General features: G+C 45.3%; 16 protein-coding genes. 15 read left to right on the top strand and 1 reads right to left on the bottom strand.

Translation table 11 applies throughout. The features are described from left to right. Positions 1-171: 171 nt before the first annotated feature. The 7 genes from E0496_RS10450 to E0496_RS10420 all read left to right on the top strand — a co-directional run bounded on the left by E0496_RS10450 (position 172) and on the right by E0496_RS10420 (position 9,653). Positions 172-1,689, top strand: coding sequence for a methyl-accepting chemotaxis protein (locus tag E0496_RS10450; RefSeq protein WP_141501495.1), 1,518 nt, complete (start codon positions 172-174; stop codon positions 1,687-1,689). Positions 1,690-1,718: 29 nt separating this feature from the next. After that, positions 1,719-4,076 (top strand): MHYT domain-containing protein, encoded by a 2,358-nt coding sequence (locus E0496_RS10445; protein WP_161601363.1) that lies wholly within the window; start codon positions 1,719-1,721, stop codon positions 4,074-4,076. 18 nt (positions 4,077-4,094) lie between these two features. After that, entirely contained in the window at positions 4,095-4,526 is a 432-nt protein-coding gene (locus E0496_RS10440; RefSeq protein WP_141501493.1) for a response regulator, read from the top strand. A 3-nt stretch (positions 4,527-4,529) separates the two neighbouring features. Beyond that, a complete protein-coding gene (locus E0496_RS10435; protein ID WP_141501492.1) occupies positions 4,530-5,576 on the top strand; it encodes an HD domain-containing phosphohydrolase in 1,047 nt (348 codons plus the stop codon). 246 nt (positions 5,577-5,822) lie between these two features. Then, positions 5,823-7,343, top strand: coding sequence for a spore germination protein (locus E0496_RS10430; protein WP_241674675.1), 1,521 nt, complete (start codon positions 5,823-5,825; stop codon positions 7,341-7,343). A 24-nt stretch (positions 7,344-7,367) separates the two neighbouring features. After that, the gene (locus E0496_RS10425) at positions 7,368-8,540 is read left to right on the top strand and encodes a Ger(x)C family spore germination protein (protein WP_141501491.1); all 1,173 of its coding nucleotides are present in this window, start codon (positions 7,368-7,370) and stop codon (positions 8,538-8,540) included. Between the two features lie 6 nt (positions 8,541-8,546). Further along, positions 8,547-9,653, top strand: coding sequence for a GerAB/ArcD/ProY family transporter (locus E0496_RS10420; protein ID WP_141501490.1), 1,107 nt, complete (start codon positions 8,547-8,549; stop codon positions 9,651-9,653). Here the strand turns inward: E0496_RS10420 and E0496_RS10415 are convergent. Next, on the bottom strand, positions 9,650-10,528 hold the full coding sequence (locus tag E0496_RS10415; RefSeq protein WP_141501489.1) for an AraC family transcriptional regulator: 879 nt from the start codon (positions 10,526-10,528) through the stop codon (positions 9,650-9,652). The genes E0496_RS10420 and E0496_RS10415 overlap by 4 nt on opposite strands. Before the next feature lie 133 nt (positions 10,529-10,661). Between E0496_RS10415 and E0496_RS10410 the strand changes: the two genes are divergently transcribed. The 8 genes from E0496_RS10410 to E0496_RS10375 all read left to right on the top strand — a co-directional run bounded on the left by E0496_RS10410 (position 10,662) and on the right by E0496_RS10375 (position 17,278). Then, positions 10,662-12,107, top strand: a complete 1,446-nt coding sequence (locus E0496_RS10410) for a HEAT repeat domain-containing protein (protein ID WP_141501488.1) — start codon at positions 10,662-10,664, stop codon at positions 12,105-12,107. 515 nt (positions 12,108-12,622) lie between these two features. Further along, entirely contained in the window at positions 12,623-13,219 is a 597-nt protein-coding gene (locus E0496_RS10405) for an RNA polymerase sigma factor (RefSeq protein WP_139999552.1), read from the top strand. After that, the gene (locus tag E0496_RS10400; RefSeq protein ID WP_139999550.1) at positions 13,216-13,818 is read left to right on the top strand and encodes an anti-sigma factor family protein; all 603 of its coding nucleotides are present in this window, start codon (positions 13,216-13,218) and stop codon (positions 13,816-13,818) included. The genes E0496_RS10405 and E0496_RS10400 overlap by 4 nt, the downstream gene beginning before the upstream one ends. A gap of 73 nt (positions 13,819-13,891) precedes the next feature. Further along, the gene (locus E0496_RS10395; RefSeq protein ID WP_141501487.1) at positions 13,892-14,470 is read left to right on the top strand and encodes a histidine phosphatase family protein; all 579 of its coding nucleotides are present in this window, start codon (positions 13,892-13,894) and stop codon (positions 14,468-14,470) included. Positions 14,471-14,664: 194 nt separating this feature from the next. After that, positions 14,665-15,843: a hypothetical protein gene (locus E0496_RS10390; protein ID WP_141501486.1), complete on the top strand. Its 1,179-nt coding sequence runs from the start codon at positions 14,665-14,667 to the stop codon at positions 15,841-15,843. A gap of 103 nt (positions 15,844-15,946) precedes the next feature. Further along, the gene (locus E0496_RS10385; protein ID WP_141501485.1) at positions 15,947-16,453 is read left to right on the top strand and encodes a gamma carbonic anhydrase family protein; all 507 of its coding nucleotides are present in this window, start codon (positions 15,947-15,949) and stop codon (positions 16,451-16,453) included. A 22-nt stretch (positions 16,454-16,475) separates the two neighbouring features. After that, positions 16,476-16,658: an IDEAL domain-containing protein gene (locus tag E0496_RS10380; protein WP_139999542.1), complete on the top strand. Its 183-nt coding sequence runs from the start codon at positions 16,476-16,478 to the stop codon at positions 16,656-16,658. Between the two features lie 197 nt (positions 16,659-16,855). Beyond that, positions 16,856-17,278, top strand: a complete 423-nt coding sequence (locus E0496_RS10375) for a DUF2487 family protein (protein WP_141501484.1) — start codon at positions 16,856-16,858, stop codon at positions 17,276-17,278. The last annotated feature ends 94 nt before the right edge of the window (positions 17,279-17,372 follow it).

The following is a 17,372-nucleotide window of genomic DNA, read 5'->3' as shown; positions in this document are numbered from 1 at the left end:
CTCATTGACGTCCCCAGCAGGTTGGTTTATCCTCCCATGCTGTTGGGGACGTTTTTTTGTCAAAATATAAGACATTATTCGTTTCTTCTTGTTAGGTTTCAAAAATGTTTCAAACCTCTATTATATAATCGTTTGGATATTAAATGAGGTTGGAAGGATGAATGCCTGATCATGCTAGACAAGAAAAATAGATTGATGCTGTGGTTTTCGATTGCAGCCATGTTACTTAACGCGTTCATTTTCATCATAACAAAGACAAAGAATCCGTTTCAGCACTCTACAGGCATGCATGGCCAAGGATATGAAATGAACAGTCTGATCTTATGGGGGCAGATCAGTTTTTTTGTACTGCCTTTATTAAGTTTGAGCCTAACAATAACCTATTTTTTCAAAAACAATAGTCATGCTTATATACCGTGGCTGAATACGCTCACGCTGACGTTTTGCAGCTTTTCCATGATTAGCGGCAGTGGCGGAAGCGTAGAATTTCATTTTTCGATCTTTATGGTCATCGCTGCGGTTGCTTATTATGAAAAAATAGGTTTAATCGCAATGATGACGATTTTGTTTGCTGTTCAGCATGTAGGGGGCTACTTATTTTCTCCGCAATTGGTTTTTGGAACAGAGAGCTATTCATTCCTGATGGTCACCATTCACGCGGCGTTTCTGTTGATTACCGCTATCGCCACAAGTTGGCAAATTAGATCTAAACTCATGATTACGAAACAACTTGAAGCCGAGAAGCAAAGTAAAGAAGACAAATTATTGGCTGTGTTAGAGCATGTGCAATCCTTAACGGAGCAAATAATCCATACCTCTTCTGTTGTCTCCGGAACATCAGTTCAGAATGTGCAAAGCAACAAGGAAATGGGCTATGCATTTGAAGAAGTGACTGGGGGACTTGGCGATCAATCGTTATCATTAGAGCAGATGGATGACAAGCTTCATAATATTAGGATTGCTATTCAAACTGTACTATTGAATGCCGATACCATGAAGAGGAATGCGATAATCACAGAGAAGTCCATACTGGAAAATTATGATAAAGTGGAATCTTTGAAAAATTATATGCTTCATATTTCTGGTTCGATTCATCACGTAGCCACAACAATGCTCACGCTTAAACAATCATCACAGAAGGCAGAGGAAATGGTTGGGAAAATTCAAGTGGTTGCAGACCAAACACAGCTGCTTGCTTTAAATGCTTCCATTGAAGCAGCAAGAGCAAGCGAGTACGGGAAGGGATTCGGAGTTGTTGCTGGAGAAATCCGAAAGCTTGCGGGACAAAGCAACGACACTGCTGCGGACATTCGCGCGCTCATGTCCGACATTCGTTCGGAAAGTGATGTAACAGCCAGCCAAGTAGAAGGCGGTCTGGAGATCATTCATCAATCCGTAAGCTATGTAGAGGCTTTCGCAGAGGACTTTGCACAGGTTAAGCAAACGATTCAAGAACTATTGAAGTTTATTATCGCCATGAATCAAATGATCACAACGATTCAAGAGGATTCGACAGGCTTCTCTAACGAAATGCTCCAAATTTCATCCGTAATCGAACAAGGAATTGTTTCCATGAGACAGCTGATGGTCATTGCTGATCAGCAATTTAAAAGTTCTCAACAGGTGGATCAGGAAATCAGGCAGCTTAAAGATTTGTCGCTCACCTTGAAAGACCAATTTACAGCGTAATCCAAATGAAATGGAAAGAAGGAGTAATCATGGAGCATATTCATGGCTCGCACGACGTTGTACTTGTTATTTTTTCTTATATTGTTGCTGTTGCCGCCTCGTATACCGCACTGAACTTAGCTGGCAGGGTTTCAACAGCCAAAGGCAGGAGTCGATGGCTCTGGTTATTATTCGGAGCCATGGCAATGGGTACAGGCATCTGGTCCATGCATTTTGTAGGGATGTTAGCGTTCAAGCTTCCAATTTCGGTCGCGTATGATATGACGAAGGTGATGCTTTCGGTTCTAGTAGCCATTATAGCTTCTGCGATTGCCTTGTTTATCGTTAGTCGCGAGCAGCTAACGAAGGCGAGATTGCTTCGCGGCGGCTTATTGTTTGCGTTAGGAATTTCCTCTATGCATTATATCGGTATGGCTGCCATGCAAATTGATATTACCTATAACCCTATTTTTTTCACACTATCCATTCTTATTGCACTTGTAGCTTCTTGGGCGTCGTTATGGCTCGCTTTTTACTTCCGTCAAGACAAGGAAGGCGGTATCGAGTGGAAAAAAATGGGTAGTGGACTCATTATGGGAGCGGCAATTGTTGGTATGCATTATACGGGCATGATGTCTGCCCATTTTGAATTAGGGACGAAGTCGGCATTGTCAACGGGTATGGTGCTGGATCAGAAATGGTTGGCTTATTTTATCGCAGGGGGTACTCTGTTTACGCTTGGCCTATTTCTGTTCGGCGTTTATATTTCGAAGCGAATGTCTTTTCAAGATTCAGAGATTCAAGAGAAAACGGCTGAAATATTTGCGATCAACCAGGAACTCCTTCTATTGAACGAGAATTTAGAGGATTTGGTAGCTGAAAGGACAGCGCAGTTGGAGAAGGCACATGATGAAGCTATTAAAGCGAATATGATCAAGAGCCAGTTTTTGGCCAATATGAGCCATGAGCTTCGAACACCGCTGAATGCGATTATCGGCTACAGTGAAATCTTGCAGGAAGAAGCAGAGGAAATAGGCGAGCTTACTTTTGTGGAGGATTTAGGGAAAATAAGCAAAGCGGGAAACCATCTGCTTTCTCTGATTAATGATATATTGGATATTTCGAAAATCGAAGCGGGGAAAATGGACATTCATTTGGAGTCGATCAGCTTATCCGGACTTATCAACGACGTCATTACAACCGTTAATCCCTTAATAGAAGCGAGCAGTAATCGGCTTGAAATAAAAAGCGTAGAAGGCAACATCACGACTGATGTGACGAAGCTCAGGCAGATCCTTATTAATTTGCTCAGCAATGCAGGGAAATTTACGAAGGAAGGTATCATTACGCTGGAAGTCACTCGTGAAGCAGTCAATCAACAAAAAGGGTATAGCTTCCGTGTCCGGGATACTGGCATCGGAATGACGCCTGAGCAGCTGGACAAGCTGTTTCAACCCTTTACACAAGCCGATTCATCGACCACTCGCAAATATGGCGGTACCGGTCTCGGCTTAGCCATCAGCCAGCGCTTCTGCAGCCTGCTTAGTGGTGATATTCATGTGGACAGTGTATTTGGCGAAGGAAGTACGTTCACTTGCTGGCTACCAGACGCGGCTATTGAGCTGGAACCTGTCAGCAAAGCGTCGTCAAGCTACATTTCGAATACCAAAGAACAAAATGAACAGATTAGTATTTTGCTTATCGATGATGAAGCATCCAACAGGCAGTTGATGGAGCGATATCTGGCTAAGGAAGGCTGGACGATGGCTGCTGCAGAGAATGGTCAAGAAGGCTTGCGGCTCGCACGGCTGCTGAAGCCTAAAGTGATTTGTCTGGATATATTGATGCCAAGCATGGATGGCTGGAGTGTGCTTTCAGCGCTCAAAAACGATCCGGAGTTGGCTGACATTCCAGTGGTGATCTGGTCCATGACTAACGACCAGCATTTAGGTTATTCGCTTGGAGCTTCAGAGTTTCTGACAAAGCCGGTGCAGCGTGACCGATTAATAGAAGTCATGGATAAGTACGTTTCAAAACGAATGGAGCACTCTGTTCTTGTCATTGAAGACGATGCTCCAACTAGCGAGCTTATGACTAAGCTTCTTCACCGGGAAGGGTACGCAGTGACACAGGCTCAGAATGGCAAACTGGCGTTATCCTGTTTGGAGAAGGAATTGCCGACGTTAATTCTACTGGACTTGATGATGCCGGAAATGGACGGCTTTCAGTTCATTGAAGAGCTTCGGAAGAAGGAAGAGTGGCTTTCTATCCCGGCCGTGGTATTGACCGCCAAAACGATTACCGAAGAGGATCGAAATAAATTAAATGGTTATGTGAAAAACATAGTTCAAAAAGGTTCATTTAATCCACAATCGCTGCTAATGGAAATAAGAAAGTTCATCAATTAGAGAGAAGGAGGTTTCGATATGCCAACGATTCTGCTGGTAGAGGATAATGAGATGAACCGGGACATGCTTTCCAGACGACTTGTAAGGAAAGGCTTCCATGTTCTTACTGCGGTAGACGGACAGGAAGGGGTCGACATCGCTGTACAGGAGAAGCCCGATCTTATATTAATGGATATGAGCTTGCCTGTATTGGATGGCTGGGCGGCAACTCGCTTGCTCAAGAGCATGTCGGATCTGCAATCTATTCCGATCATTGCGTTAACTGCACATGCGATGACAGGAGATGAAGAAGAAGCATACCGCGCTGGTTGTGACGATTTTGATACGAAGCCGGTCGACATCACCCGGCTGCTGGATAAGATTCAGGTAAACCTGGAGAGGTCTGGCATAGCGAAATCAACGGATGACGGCAGCGCTCGGGACAGGCATATTATGTTGAATGGGGAATAGCAAATGGGTGAATTTTTTAAGGAACTTGCCAAAATATTAATTGTTGACGACCAGGAGCATAATATCACCCTGCTGGAGAGAATCCTAGGTCGTGCAGGATTTAAGAATCTCTATAGCACGATGGATCCTTATCAAATTGAACGCCTCATTACCGAGGTAGATCCGGATATTATTCTTCTTGATCTGCATATGCCGGGAATGAACGGCATTGAATCATTAAAGCTAATTCGCGCAATGGTAGATTTGAACAGCTATTTGCCAGTCCTTATGCTTAGCGCAGATATAACACCTGAGGCAAAGCAAGAGGGGCTGCAAGCTGGTGCCAATGATTTTTTAACCAAACCCTATGACCGGAACGAAGTTATTCTCCGTATCAATAATTTGTTAAAAACCCGGCAGCTTCATCTGCAGCTTCAGCAGCATAATATCACTCTCGAGGAAAGAGTTCGCAAACGGACAGAAGAATTAGAGCAAGCCAAGCTAGAAATTTTACAGCTGCTTGGACGGGCGTCTGAGTATAGGGATGACAAGACAGGTAGCCATACTCAACGTGTAGGGTATCTGTCAGGCTTAATTGCGAGCGGCTTGGGGCTACCGGAAGCGGAGGTCAATCTGATTCGAAAGGCTGCGCCTCTTCACGATATCGGAAAGATCGGCATATCCGATGACATTCTCCTTAAACCGGGGAGGTTTGAGCCGCATGAGTTCGAAACGATGAAGCAGCATACCGTCATTGGGGCAAGTATTTTGGAAGGAAGCTCCTTTGCCGTATTGAAGCTGGCGGGAATTATCGCGCATTCGCATCATGAGAAATGGGACGGTACGGGTTACCCGTTAGGTCTAAGCGGCGAGGAAATTCCAATTGAATCCCGCATTGTGGCGATTGCTGATTTCTATGATGCGTTAACCCATGAGCGTCCTTATAAAGATGCCTGGACCTCAGAAGAAGCGCTTGCGGAAATCGAACGGCAAAGTGGATATCACTTCGACCCTCAAATTGTCGTTGCGTTTCTTCATACATTTAAGGAGCATCGTTATATTCCAAGATAATCGCTGCCGGTAGGGCAGAAAGTTAGATGAAACCACTCTTAGGAGTGGTTTTTTGACGTATAGGAAAGTATATGAGTATGCCATACTTTCTCTATACGTTTCGCAGAAACGAAGGCGTCTACAGAAAGGACGCCTTCGTTTCTTCTTATTTGGCGCATAATTATCCTTATTTTTCCGAACGCTAACGATATTCCATTACCGCAAATCATAGATGCCCATCAATCTTATCAAAAAGGAGGCCTGACGTTGAGCGCTTTGCCTATTCCGGAATTTATGACCGATCCTGAACTGAGAAGGCTTGAGCAGTCAGGAATCTCCGCTGACCTTGGGCGAAGCAGTGAGGTCATTAATAAGTTTTTTGTGCAATGCGCGGATCTGGTCATTCATTCCTTTAGCGTAGGCAATGGATGTGCTGCAATTGTGGTGTACTTCCAAGGATTAACGGATACGACACAGTTAGAAACCCAGGTCATTCGTGAGCTTGCTCTTATTGAGGACCCTACGTTTACTAACGATAGTTTTGCCCGCCTTTCAGTAAGCAACAAAAAAATGTTGAAATGTTACGGAGAGGTTGTTAGCTCGATTGTCATGGGCAGAACGCTTCTCTTTGTCGATGGTGTGGAATCCGCGCTGTCGATCGATTTAACCAAATTCGAGGTTAGAGCTTTAGAAGAGCCGCAATCCGAATCGGTTGTTCGGGGGCCGCGTGAGGGCTTTACTGAGAATATAACAACGAATATGTCATTGCTTAGACGAAGGCTGCGCACCCAGGCGATGAAAACCATTACGTTTGAGCTAGGCCGATACTCAAAGACGATGATTAATATGGTATACGTCGACGGTATTGCAAGAGAGGATATTATACAGTCGATAAGTGAGCGGCTTGCTGCCGTTGATCTGGATGGCATTTTGGAGAGTGCAATGATCGAGGAAGCGATCGAGGATTCAACCTTTTCTCCTTTCCCTCAAATTCAAGCGACCGAAAGACCAGATGTGGCGGTAGCGGGTTTGCTCGAGGGACGTATCGTTATTTTGACAGAGAACACACCTATTGCGCTTATTGCTCCAACCACACTGGCAACTTTAATGCAGTCGCCGGAAGACTATTATCAACGGTTTTGGATTGGAACAACCATTCGTTGGCTTCGCTATTTATTTTTTTTCATCGCGCTGCTCGCCCCGTCGGTTTACGTTGCGATCTTAACCTTTCATCAGGAGATGGTGCCTACGACCTTGCTTCTCCGCGTTGCTCAGTCCAGAGAGGAAATTCCTTTTCCGGCCCTGCTTGAAGCTTTGATGATGGAGGTTATTTTTGAAGCACTACGCGAGGCGGGCATACGTCTGCCCAAGCAGGTGGGATCTGCTGTAAGCATTGTTGGCGCACTCGTCATTGGCCAAGCGGCAATTCAGGCTGGACTCGTATCGGCGCCTATGGTCATGGTTGTGGCGATTACAGGCATTTCTTCGTTTATGATGCCGCAATATCCAGCAAGCATAACGCTTAGGCTGCTTCGCTTCCCCATTATGATCATGTCAGGAATGTTTGGCTTGTTCGGGCTCATGCTATCGCTACTCCTGATTATTACGCATTTGTGTACGCTCAACTCTTTCGGCATCCCTTATCTTTCGCCATTTGCACCCTTACGGCCGATTGAGTTTTTGGATACGTTGATCAGAGCTCCTCTTAAGTTCATCAAGCTTCGACCAGGAACCTATTCGGGGAAAAATAAAAGGCGAAAATCGGTCTACGCTAGAGTTCGGAAATGATAGCTCAAAAGGGTGGTGCCAAGCATGATTACTGGCATAAGGAAAGCTGCTAGCATTTGTTTGATATTATGTCTGCTGCCAGGTTGTTGGGATCGGATAGAGGTTAATGATATGGCTCTGATTATGGCTGTAGGCATTGACAAAGCGCAAGACCAGCTCATTGAACTGACTGTACAAGTGTTTATTCCCAATCCATCAGCAGGCGGCAGCGGAGGGGCGAGTGGGGATGGAGAAGGGCGTGTCTATACCTTGTCACGAATCGGGGAAACCCTGCCGGATGCTTTAACGGTTCTGCAAAAGGAGCTCCCCCGCACTTTTTTCTGGGGACATGCCAAGGCCTATATTTTTGGCGAAGCTTTAGCCAAGGATGGCATGGAGAAGCAGCTTGATTTTTTATTCCGAGATATTGAGCCGCGCGAGCAAGCGAATATTTATTTGTGCCGTAAAACGGCAAAGAAGCTGTTATTGTCACTTAGTGATCCGAATTCCTACGAGACATTAATCAAACTAGGGCAGAAGAGATCTCTGGAGGCCTCCTCAATTATTAGCGTTGCAGAATTGATTGGTACGGATTCCGAATCCTTTACGTTGCCCATTGCAAAGACGTCCGCGTTAATATCAGGCGGCAAAGCGAAGAGCATACTAATTGTTGAAGGCGATGCGCTTATCAAAGAAAGAAAAGCAATTGCTTTTCTAGATGAAGAGATAACTGAGGGGCTTCAGTGGTTTCAAAATATGAAGATCGAACGCAACGTAGCGATCGCGCTTGAAGATCCGAATAAAAAAATAACCATCAAACTCAAGCGAAGCAGTACAAAAATCATTCCTGTCATTGACAAGGGCAAGTGGAGCATTACCTTAAAGTTGAAAATTAATGCAGACGTAGCCGATAATGCTACGAACCTAAACTTGATGGATGAGCATGATTATTTGAAGAAGATAGAAAAGCCGTTTAACCAGTTAATTGAGCATAAAATTGCGAACGCGATAAATCGCTTGCAAACACAATATCATGCAGACCCGTTGGATTTGGCGCACGCTTTTCATAAGAAATACCCGCGCATATGGAAAGAAAATCGGACGCGCTGGGAAGCTATTTACAAGAAGCTGGATGTTAAGGTAGAAGTCAATACGATTATTAGAAATCCTGGTATTTCTAACATCAACGTGAGAGTAAATAAGGGAGAAAGGAGCTGAACAGGCATGGAGCAGATGACACTGTCCAATCGGCAGCTTTTTTGGATGATCGGAAGTATGCAAATCGTGATGCTAGTTCTACTAACCTCGTCGGCCACTGTGCAAGTAGCGAAGCAGAGCGCATGGATATCGTCAATTCTCGTCATGGGCATAGGAATAAGTATGGCTTATTTTTGCGCTAAAGTAAGTACCTATTATCCAGGTCAGACGATGATTAAATATACCCGAAGTTTATTCGGCAAATGGGTAGGAAGCGCTGTAAGCCTACTTTACCTTCTCTACTGGATTAGCGTTTATTCAGCGATCCTTCGGCAATTCACAGCGTTCATTATTGGTACAATTTTGCCGGAAACCCCAATCACCAGCATCCTGATTATTATGTCATTGGCTGTGTTATATCCTGCGCTGCAAGGAATCACGGTTATCGGTCGCTTAAGTGAAGTGCTTGGACCAATTATTTTGGCGGGCATCCTAATCCCTATTATGCTGGCGGCTAATCGGCTGCACTTCTATCGTTTGGAGCCAGTATTTGGGGATATTAGTTGGCTCGATATTTCAATGGGCACTTTGCCCTCCGCACCTTTCCTTGGAGATTGTATCGTGCTCATGATGACGATCGCTTTCGTTAAGGAGCAGGCTATCGTCCGTCATGCAGTGTTTGGCGTTATGATGGCCGGCCTTGGTTATGTAGTGTCTATTTTGGCGGTGATTATGATGTTTGGTTACTTAGTTACGGAAAGTTCGCCGTATCCCTTATTGGTGCTGGTACGGTCTATATCGCTAGGCGGAATTGTGGAAAATTTGGATGCAATCATTACAGCAATTTGGATGATGAGTATTTATATTAAGCTTTCCCTTTACCTATTCGCTGCGAGCTATGGTGCTGCCGAGTGGTTTGGTGTGAAGAATTGGCGGCCGTTCGTTTGGGGAATATCGATTCTGTGTATTCTATTATCGATGATTCCCCGCAATTATATTGAGGTATCCGTCATTTTCACCAGCAAGGTGGCCGTACCTTATATTTTCCCGATCTTGATGTTGGGAATTCCGCTGCTCATGCTTATCATGACTTGGATCAAAAACAAACGAACGAAGCCTTTACCGACAGCCTAATAGTTTCTTTTGAACTGCTCCGAAAATCGAAACTCCCGGGGAGACAAGCCCGTTTGCTTGGAGAACAGCCTAGAGAAATAATGGACGGAGCTAAAATGATATTTCTCGGAAATGTCCGTGACGCTTAAGCTGGTATGCAGCAGATCCTCCATGGCCCGGCCAATTCGGAATCGGTTCATATATTGTACAGGGGAGTATCCGGTCGTTTTCTTGAAAATTTCAAAAAAATGCCCACGGCTTATCTGGAGGCCCTCATAGTAATAGGCAGACGGAAAGTCCGCGCCGCTTAAAATATTTTGTTCCATCTCATGAAGCAAGCGGCCAATTCTCGGATCTGGAATATGATCCTCCTTCAGCATGCCCTGCAAAAAATAATCGATAAAGGCTTGAAAATTCCTTTGCGTCGATAAACTCCTTAAAAATGTTTTTTCACTTGTGTACTCTCCTGATTTGTAAAAGCTCTGAAAATGATCGATCCAAGGACGCATGTTCACAATCCTGCTTACCTCTGGGATAAAATAAGGAAAAGCAGGTCCCACGAAGTGTTCCAGCAGTTGATCCTGTTGATAGCAGATCGGCGCCGACCAATCGGATATGTCATCTCTTTCTACATAATGCCAATCAAAGTAACAGCAGATATGAACCATAGGCCGTTCATCATCCGCTACCCATTCGTGGTGCTGGCCAGCAGGAATGTAAACGAGTGTTCCAGGAATTGCGGTGTAGGTTCTACCGTTGGTTACAAGAATCCCCTTGCCTTCGCTAATCAAATAGATAGAGCTTGAATAGCAGATTCTAGGGAAGCTGGACTGACCCTTGGCGAAAGGATACCGGGTGGCATAATAGACATAGGGGTGAAAGGATGAGAACTGCAAGTGGATGCCTCCTGAATTAAGATGTTAAATATCCTACTATTGTGCAAATAAATGACGGTCTGCTAAATACATCATCCAGCTAATCTTATAAAGTAAACACTGTACTTATAAGATTATATAAGGAGCGGATGATATGCAAACAAATAATCATTTACTGACTGACGAACAAATCATTCAATTCATTACACAGGGGTATTTGGTACTCCATAACGAGCTCCCTAATGAGCTGCATATGAAAGTGATGGAAGAGGTTCATCATGTACTGATGGAGGAAGGGAATCCGGGTAATAATATTTTGCCGAGAGTGCCGGATATCCAGAAGTTTTTTGAGACGCCAGTCGTCAAAGGGGCATTAACCGGCATTCTTGGACCGGACTATTATTTGCATCCACACCGCCATTGCCATTATAATCAGCCTGCTAATCAAAACCCTGGCGGAGGGCAGTGGCATAAAGATGGCTACTGGAGCGCGATGCGCAGCCACCGCCCTTGGTGGGCGATGGTCTTTTATTATACGCAGGCGGTCACTGAGGAGCTCGGTCCCACTACGATTATGCCGGGCTCTCAGTACAATGAATCCTATCCGGGAGATGATCAACCATTTCTCCTGCCTACCGGGCCGGCGGGTACCATGGTGCTCGTCCACTTTGACTTATGGCATAAGGCATCGCTGAATACGTCCAATATGGACCGGTATATGCTGAAATTTCAATTCGCGAGGCTTAATGCCCCTTCGATGCCGGATTGGAACCATACAGAGGAACATTTTAAACTGCCCGAAGGCGCGTCAGATACCTATTTGCCACTATGGCAAGATATTTGGGGATGGTTGAAAGGGGATACAAAGGAAGATGCTGACAGCAATACAGCCAATCTATCGCAATTAGCGAGTTTGGTTGCTTCAGAAACGGAAGACACCTCTCTACATGCTGCTTATACGTTAGCAGGAGCAGGGGAAGGTGGAGCTCATGAATTAGTTAAGATCTTACATGAAGGAACAAGCTTATCAGCGAGCCGTGCGGTCTATGCGGCCGCAGCAGCAGGCGCTAAAGCCGTACCTGGACTCATTGGTCTATTGGAGCACACAGACCGCGAACGGCGCTCATGGGCCTGCTTCGCGCTCGGTATGATCGGAAGCCCAAGGGAGCTGGTCTTGCCCGCCTTGATGAAAGCGCTGGCGGATGAAAGCGATCAGGTTCGGCGCCAAGCCGCCGAGGCCATTGGCCTTGTTAAGGAGCCTTCGGCCCAAGCTGTAGCTGCTCTCGCGAATACGCTCACCGAAGCCGTAGTCAATGAGATACAAGGCTCAGACAGCAGCCTATGGCCTGATCAAGGCTATATAACAAATAAAATCGGCTATGGGGCGGCATTATCTTTGCTCCGGGTAGGCAAGTATGGTGATGCTGATGTGGTGATTTCGGCTTTAAGCGGGGCGCTTGATAGCGGGGATCGTTATGTACGCGCCTATGCGTTCGAAGCACTCACCTATCTGCGCACGAAAGAGGCTGTAGATGTCTTGCTTCGCTATTATCGGACGGCCCGCTGGTGCCCGGATACGAACAAGGCTAGCATGTTTTAAGAAGCTTAAAGCAAACTTGGATAGTTATAAAGCGATGCTAAGTGTTTTATATCATAAAAGTTGAATATATGGGCTGCGCAAAAAGTCATTTCCGGCTTTATTGTGCAGCCCATTTGAACCATCTAAAAGAATAAACCTGTTTTCGACATTGCCAAAACGCCCAGTATTCGTTATTATATCGTAGAGCAGGATGTCAGATGCTGTTTTCCTCTAGGAAGAGTGAAGAACACAATCGTCTCTTGAAAGCGATTTATATGATTTGATGTGATATACATAGGGAAACCAGTTTTTTAGAAGACTGGTTTTTTACGTTTTTAAAGCCACTCATTTGTAAAAATATTGTATTTTATCCTTTTGTCGAATGAGGCAGGATTTTGCCCTTGCAACTCGAATAATATGTATACTCGTATTTATAGAATTTTTTATGATAAAGACCGCAACTTTTCGTTCCCCGGCCGGTACAATACTGTATGGCGGTCCGGGAATAATCCGCAGGTGGAGGAGGTTCGCCTGTCATGACTGATTCCCAATTAATACGTGAGATCAAGGATGGCAATGTCGAGCTCTACTCCGAGCTAATGCGGCGCTATCAACGTAAAATATTAGCTTTTATCTATCATATGCTGAAGAGTGCAAAGCTGGAGCTGTTAGCCGAGGATTTATGCTCCGAAACTTTTTATAAAGCATACCGCAGCCTTCATTCTTTTCGGGAACTGGATGCTTCTTTTTCGACGTGGCTGTATACGATTGCACGCAATACGGTGCTAAGCGAGCTTCGCAAGCAGAAGTCTGCGCATGTTTCACTCGACGAATCCGGTTTCGAGCCCGTTGCCGCGCTGGATGCGGTACCGGAGCAGCATGTGCTGCGGAATGAAAGAATGGCAATGGTCCGTGAAGCGATAAATAACTTGCCAGAGAAACAACGTTCAGCGCTTATTCTTCGGGAATACGAGCAGCTGGATTATCAGGAAATCGCTAACATATTGGGGCAGACGGTAAGTTCTGTGAAGTCACTGCTTTTCCGGGCAAGAGCGAGCGTTAAGACGCAGTTGGAGCCATATTTCGGACAAACGCCGTTGATGGAAGAATTCGAAGGGATGAATACGAGATGAAGTGCAACGATGCGCAAGACAAATTCGGCGAATATTGGGATTTATCGGAGCATGATGGGGAACGGATAGCCATAGACGCACATCTGCTGGAGTGCAAGTCTTGCGCAGAACAATTTCGAATCTGGGAAGAGAGCGAGGATATGATTCGTTTTCTATCGGAGGATGACGATCATTTAGAACTTACTGAGCATATGAACAGGAATGTCATGGATCGCATTTATGCCGAACAATCCTGGTTGATGCCCGTTCCGCACAAGAGCTACCAGTTCTCCAAATCGTTTCGCCGGAATATAGCGTTAATCGTTGCAGCTTGCATGGCCATGTTTGCATGTGCCCTTATAGTATTTGTATTTGATAATCCCGGAGGGGCCTCTCAAGCTGAAATTGCAGAGCTTAGCGGGTTAATGGATACTGCCAATGCATCTGGTGACGGCATGATCACCGCAGGTTTTTACGCAGAGGTGCCTGTTGCTAGCATTAGTGATCCTTTTGTTCTGAAGGTAATGCCAGCTTTCCCACAATATTATGTGGCTTTATCCTTGCTAGGGATGATTATGACACTGCTTATTTTAAATTGGCTTTCGAGAACGAGAAACTAATACCACGCAAACCGATAAGCTCCTTAGGGAGCTTTTGTTGTATTATAAGTGATTAAAGGAGTTGAATGCAGTCTTGCTGATTGGATTAGTGCGTCATGGGAAGACGGATTGGAATGCAGAAGGTAAAATACAAGGTCAGACGGATATCCCTTTAAATGAGGAAGGCATAAAGCAAGCCATTGCATTAGCCGATCGACTAAGCGGGGAAGCGCGGATTTGGGATGCAGTCGTTTCAAGCGATCTGAAGCGAGCTTACGCAACGGCGCAGATTATAGCAGAGAAGCTGAATCTGCCGCTTCTAGACCCTGATCCCCGGTTGAGAGAACGTTACTTTGGTGAAGTGGAAGGAACGAAGGAGCAAGAGAGACATGAGCGTTGGGGTAAAGAATGGCGAGAAGTTGCTAAGGGTGTTGAGCCGAATGAAGCCGTAAGAACACGAGGCAAAAACGCACTTAAGCAATGGCAGCACGATGATCCTCAACGGAATCTACTCGTTGTATCTCATGGAAGCTTTCTTGCACAATTGTTAGCTGAGCTTTGCACGGAGCTGGATGACCAGCATCTTCAAAATCTGTCGTATTCCATATTGGAGCTGCAAGGAGAGAAATGGCATCCGCAGCTTTACAATTGCACCATTCATTTGAACCCTTAGGACTTAGCACAGAGCACGGCCTTCACATCGTTGAAGGCTGTGCTCTTTTTTTGTGCGTAACCGTTCAAAAGAGGTTATAAAATATTGTTTTTTTCCCCATAATGATTTTAACAGACGCTAATCTATTGCACAGCAAGCTTACGAGGCGGACCGCTAACAGCATGGAGCGGGAACTGCGGAAAGGAGAGAGTGCCATGAATTTATCGGATATGCTTGGTTATGCGGATATTCAACAGCTTAGCAGAATAGCAGACGTTTACCGTTGCGAGTGCAACGGACATTCCAAAAACGATTTGATTCAATCGATTCTCTCCACCGTAAGTCGTAATGATGTCTTTGAAGCGCAAATTAGCAGCATGAAGTTAGAGGACCTGCGTTTTCTGAACTCATTGCTGTTCGAAGCTCGCAATTCCTTTAGCTTGGAGGATTTGCTTGCTAGGGTACAACAAAGCAGGTTCGGAGGAGAAGCGGAAGTCCAAGTGGAGCCGGAGCCGCAGCCGAAGAAGAAAAAAACGAAGAAAAAAGCGGAGGCGGTTGACACAACCTTAACCCCACGCGAAATGATAGCCAAATTTAAGCATCATGGTTGGTTGTTCAATGGCTTCAGCGGCCCTAGCAGATACTTGTTTCAAGTGCCGATTGATCTGAAAGCCCGTTTCCGCGCTTCGCTGGCTAGAAGATTTGCAACGGAGCTGCTTTATACGGATGAGCCGCCCGTTTATCGCGACGAACAAATGCTTATTCATGACGATATCACACATTTGCTTCATTATTGCCGTCATAATGAGGTGCAGCTTACAGCAGACGGCTCCATGTACAAACGGTTTGTTGTGCAGATCCTTGAACTGGTCGGTGTTCAAGAAGAGCTTCCGGCGAAAGGGGAATGGCGCTTTGGTTATGGAAGACATTTTAACCATTACCCGAATCGCATATCGTTTCTCTACGATTATTGTTACTCAGCAAAGTATATTACCGAGACTCAGACGGTGATTTCGGTTACGGGATCTGGGGAGGAACGCTTGCGTGGCAGACAAGCTGGCGAAGCGGAGCAAGTTTATCGGTACTGGTTAAAGCTATACAAGGGTCCCATTACAAATTTACTGTCTCTCGTGCACTGGATCAACGCACTGGCAATAGAGTGGGTGACCGTTGAATCGCTTAGAGCCGTGCTTGTTCCATTTATTAAACCCTACTATTATGATGATGCCAACACCATATTGGAGAAGAGGATCATGACGATGATGGTTCATCTTGGACTGCTGCGTGTGGGAGAGCATTCTCAGCACGGGGCTGTCGTTAAGATGACAAAGGCGGGAACGGCCGTAGTCTCAGGCCTTAACATAGAGGACCCTGGAGCGTTGGCTCTTCAGTAGCCCACATATGCTCCACTTGGTGTTTGTTCAAAAATAAGCTAGAGTATACCAATAAGCGGTAGCGTTCTTGCTATATTTGATCAATCAAAAGGAGCGGGTAACATTGTTGATTCCCTACCAAGGCAAAAGACCTAACATTCACGAAGACGTGTACATAGCAGAAGGCGCAAAAATCATTGGCGATGTGACGATTGCAGAGAAAAGCACGATTTGGTTCAATGCCGTTCTTCGCGGTGATCTCGCGCCAATTCAAATCGGACATAGCTGTAATATACAAGACGGTGTCGTCGGTCATTTAAATGTAAACCAACCCCTAATATTAGCCGATGAGGTATCTGTCGGACATGCTGCAATTATACACGGCTGTACCGTGGGCAAAGGCACATTAATTGGAATGGGGGCAATCGTACTTAACGGCGCAGACATTGGTGAATATGCTTTAATAGGAGCCGGTTCGATTGTTACAGAGAACAAAAAAATACCATCCTATACTCTATCTATCGGTTCACCCGCCAAAGTCGTAAGAGAGCTAACTGATGACGATTTATTGCGCATGAGAAAAACGATGGAGAGCTATGTGACAAAGGGAATAGAATATAGGATCTCTTAACGCCGGTTTGGAGGTGTATCCTATGGACAAAATGAAGGTTACGTATGAAGCGATGCTTGGTTTGGCAGCTGAATTTGTTTTGGATGATGCGGTTTTGAAATTTCAAACTGCGAAAATTCACGATGCCATCGACAAAGCGCTGGCCGCAGGCGATGAGGATACGTTTTACCGTCTAGCGAAACAGCTGAATGCTTTAAAACGATAGTGCCTTACGCGGATCGTCATTTGGACGCTGGAGCACAAGAAGCTTTCCTCACTGAAGCGGACGAGTAGGTCTGCTGCATGTGTAGGGAAGCTTTTTTTTCTGAATATAGCAATTGGCAATCGGCAGTTTAGGAGGTAACATAGAAGCAGCAATACTGGCAATTGCTTGTGAATAGGTTAAGGAGTGAGTAGAAGAGAATGAAGTTTAGTGAGATAACGAAAGAGCAATGGGAAGAGCTGAGTCCTTATTTAGATACTTGCTTGCTTCCAGTCACGGGAATAACGAAAGCAGTACCGCCTTATCAGGCGACGGAATGGCTTGAGCAGCTGCGGGATCTGATGGACTTGATAGAAATACCGTTCAAAGGCCGCGTCGTTACCTACCCTGCATGGCATTATGTTGATGATAACGTCCAATTGGAGATACAGATCGAACAATGGTGCTCTTCAATGAAGAGTTTGGGCTTTCGTTATATGATTGTGGTTACAGCTAATTCGGAGTTAAATGTGAACAGCGCTGCAGTTGACTTATGCTTCAAGCCGGGAACGGGAGGCGCGCTCCCGCTGCAAACCGAGGTTTCGGAAGCAATACGAGGGTTATGGAGTGGGCAAGCAGGATGAAATTCTTGAAATTGTCGTATAATATCATCAAAATTTGGGGAAAACAAATGCCAGACAAGGTCAAATGTGACAAAATAATAACAAATTATTGAAC

Origin of the sequence: Paenibacillus luteus (assembly GCF_006542765.1) — a bacterium.
Taxonomy (GTDB): domain Bacteria; phylum Bacillota; class Bacilli; order Paenibacillales; family Paenibacillaceae; genus Pristimantibacillus; species Pristimantibacillus luteus.
Note: the sequence above shows the minus strand (reverse complement) of the source record. Positions and strands in the feature narration are given on the sequence as shown.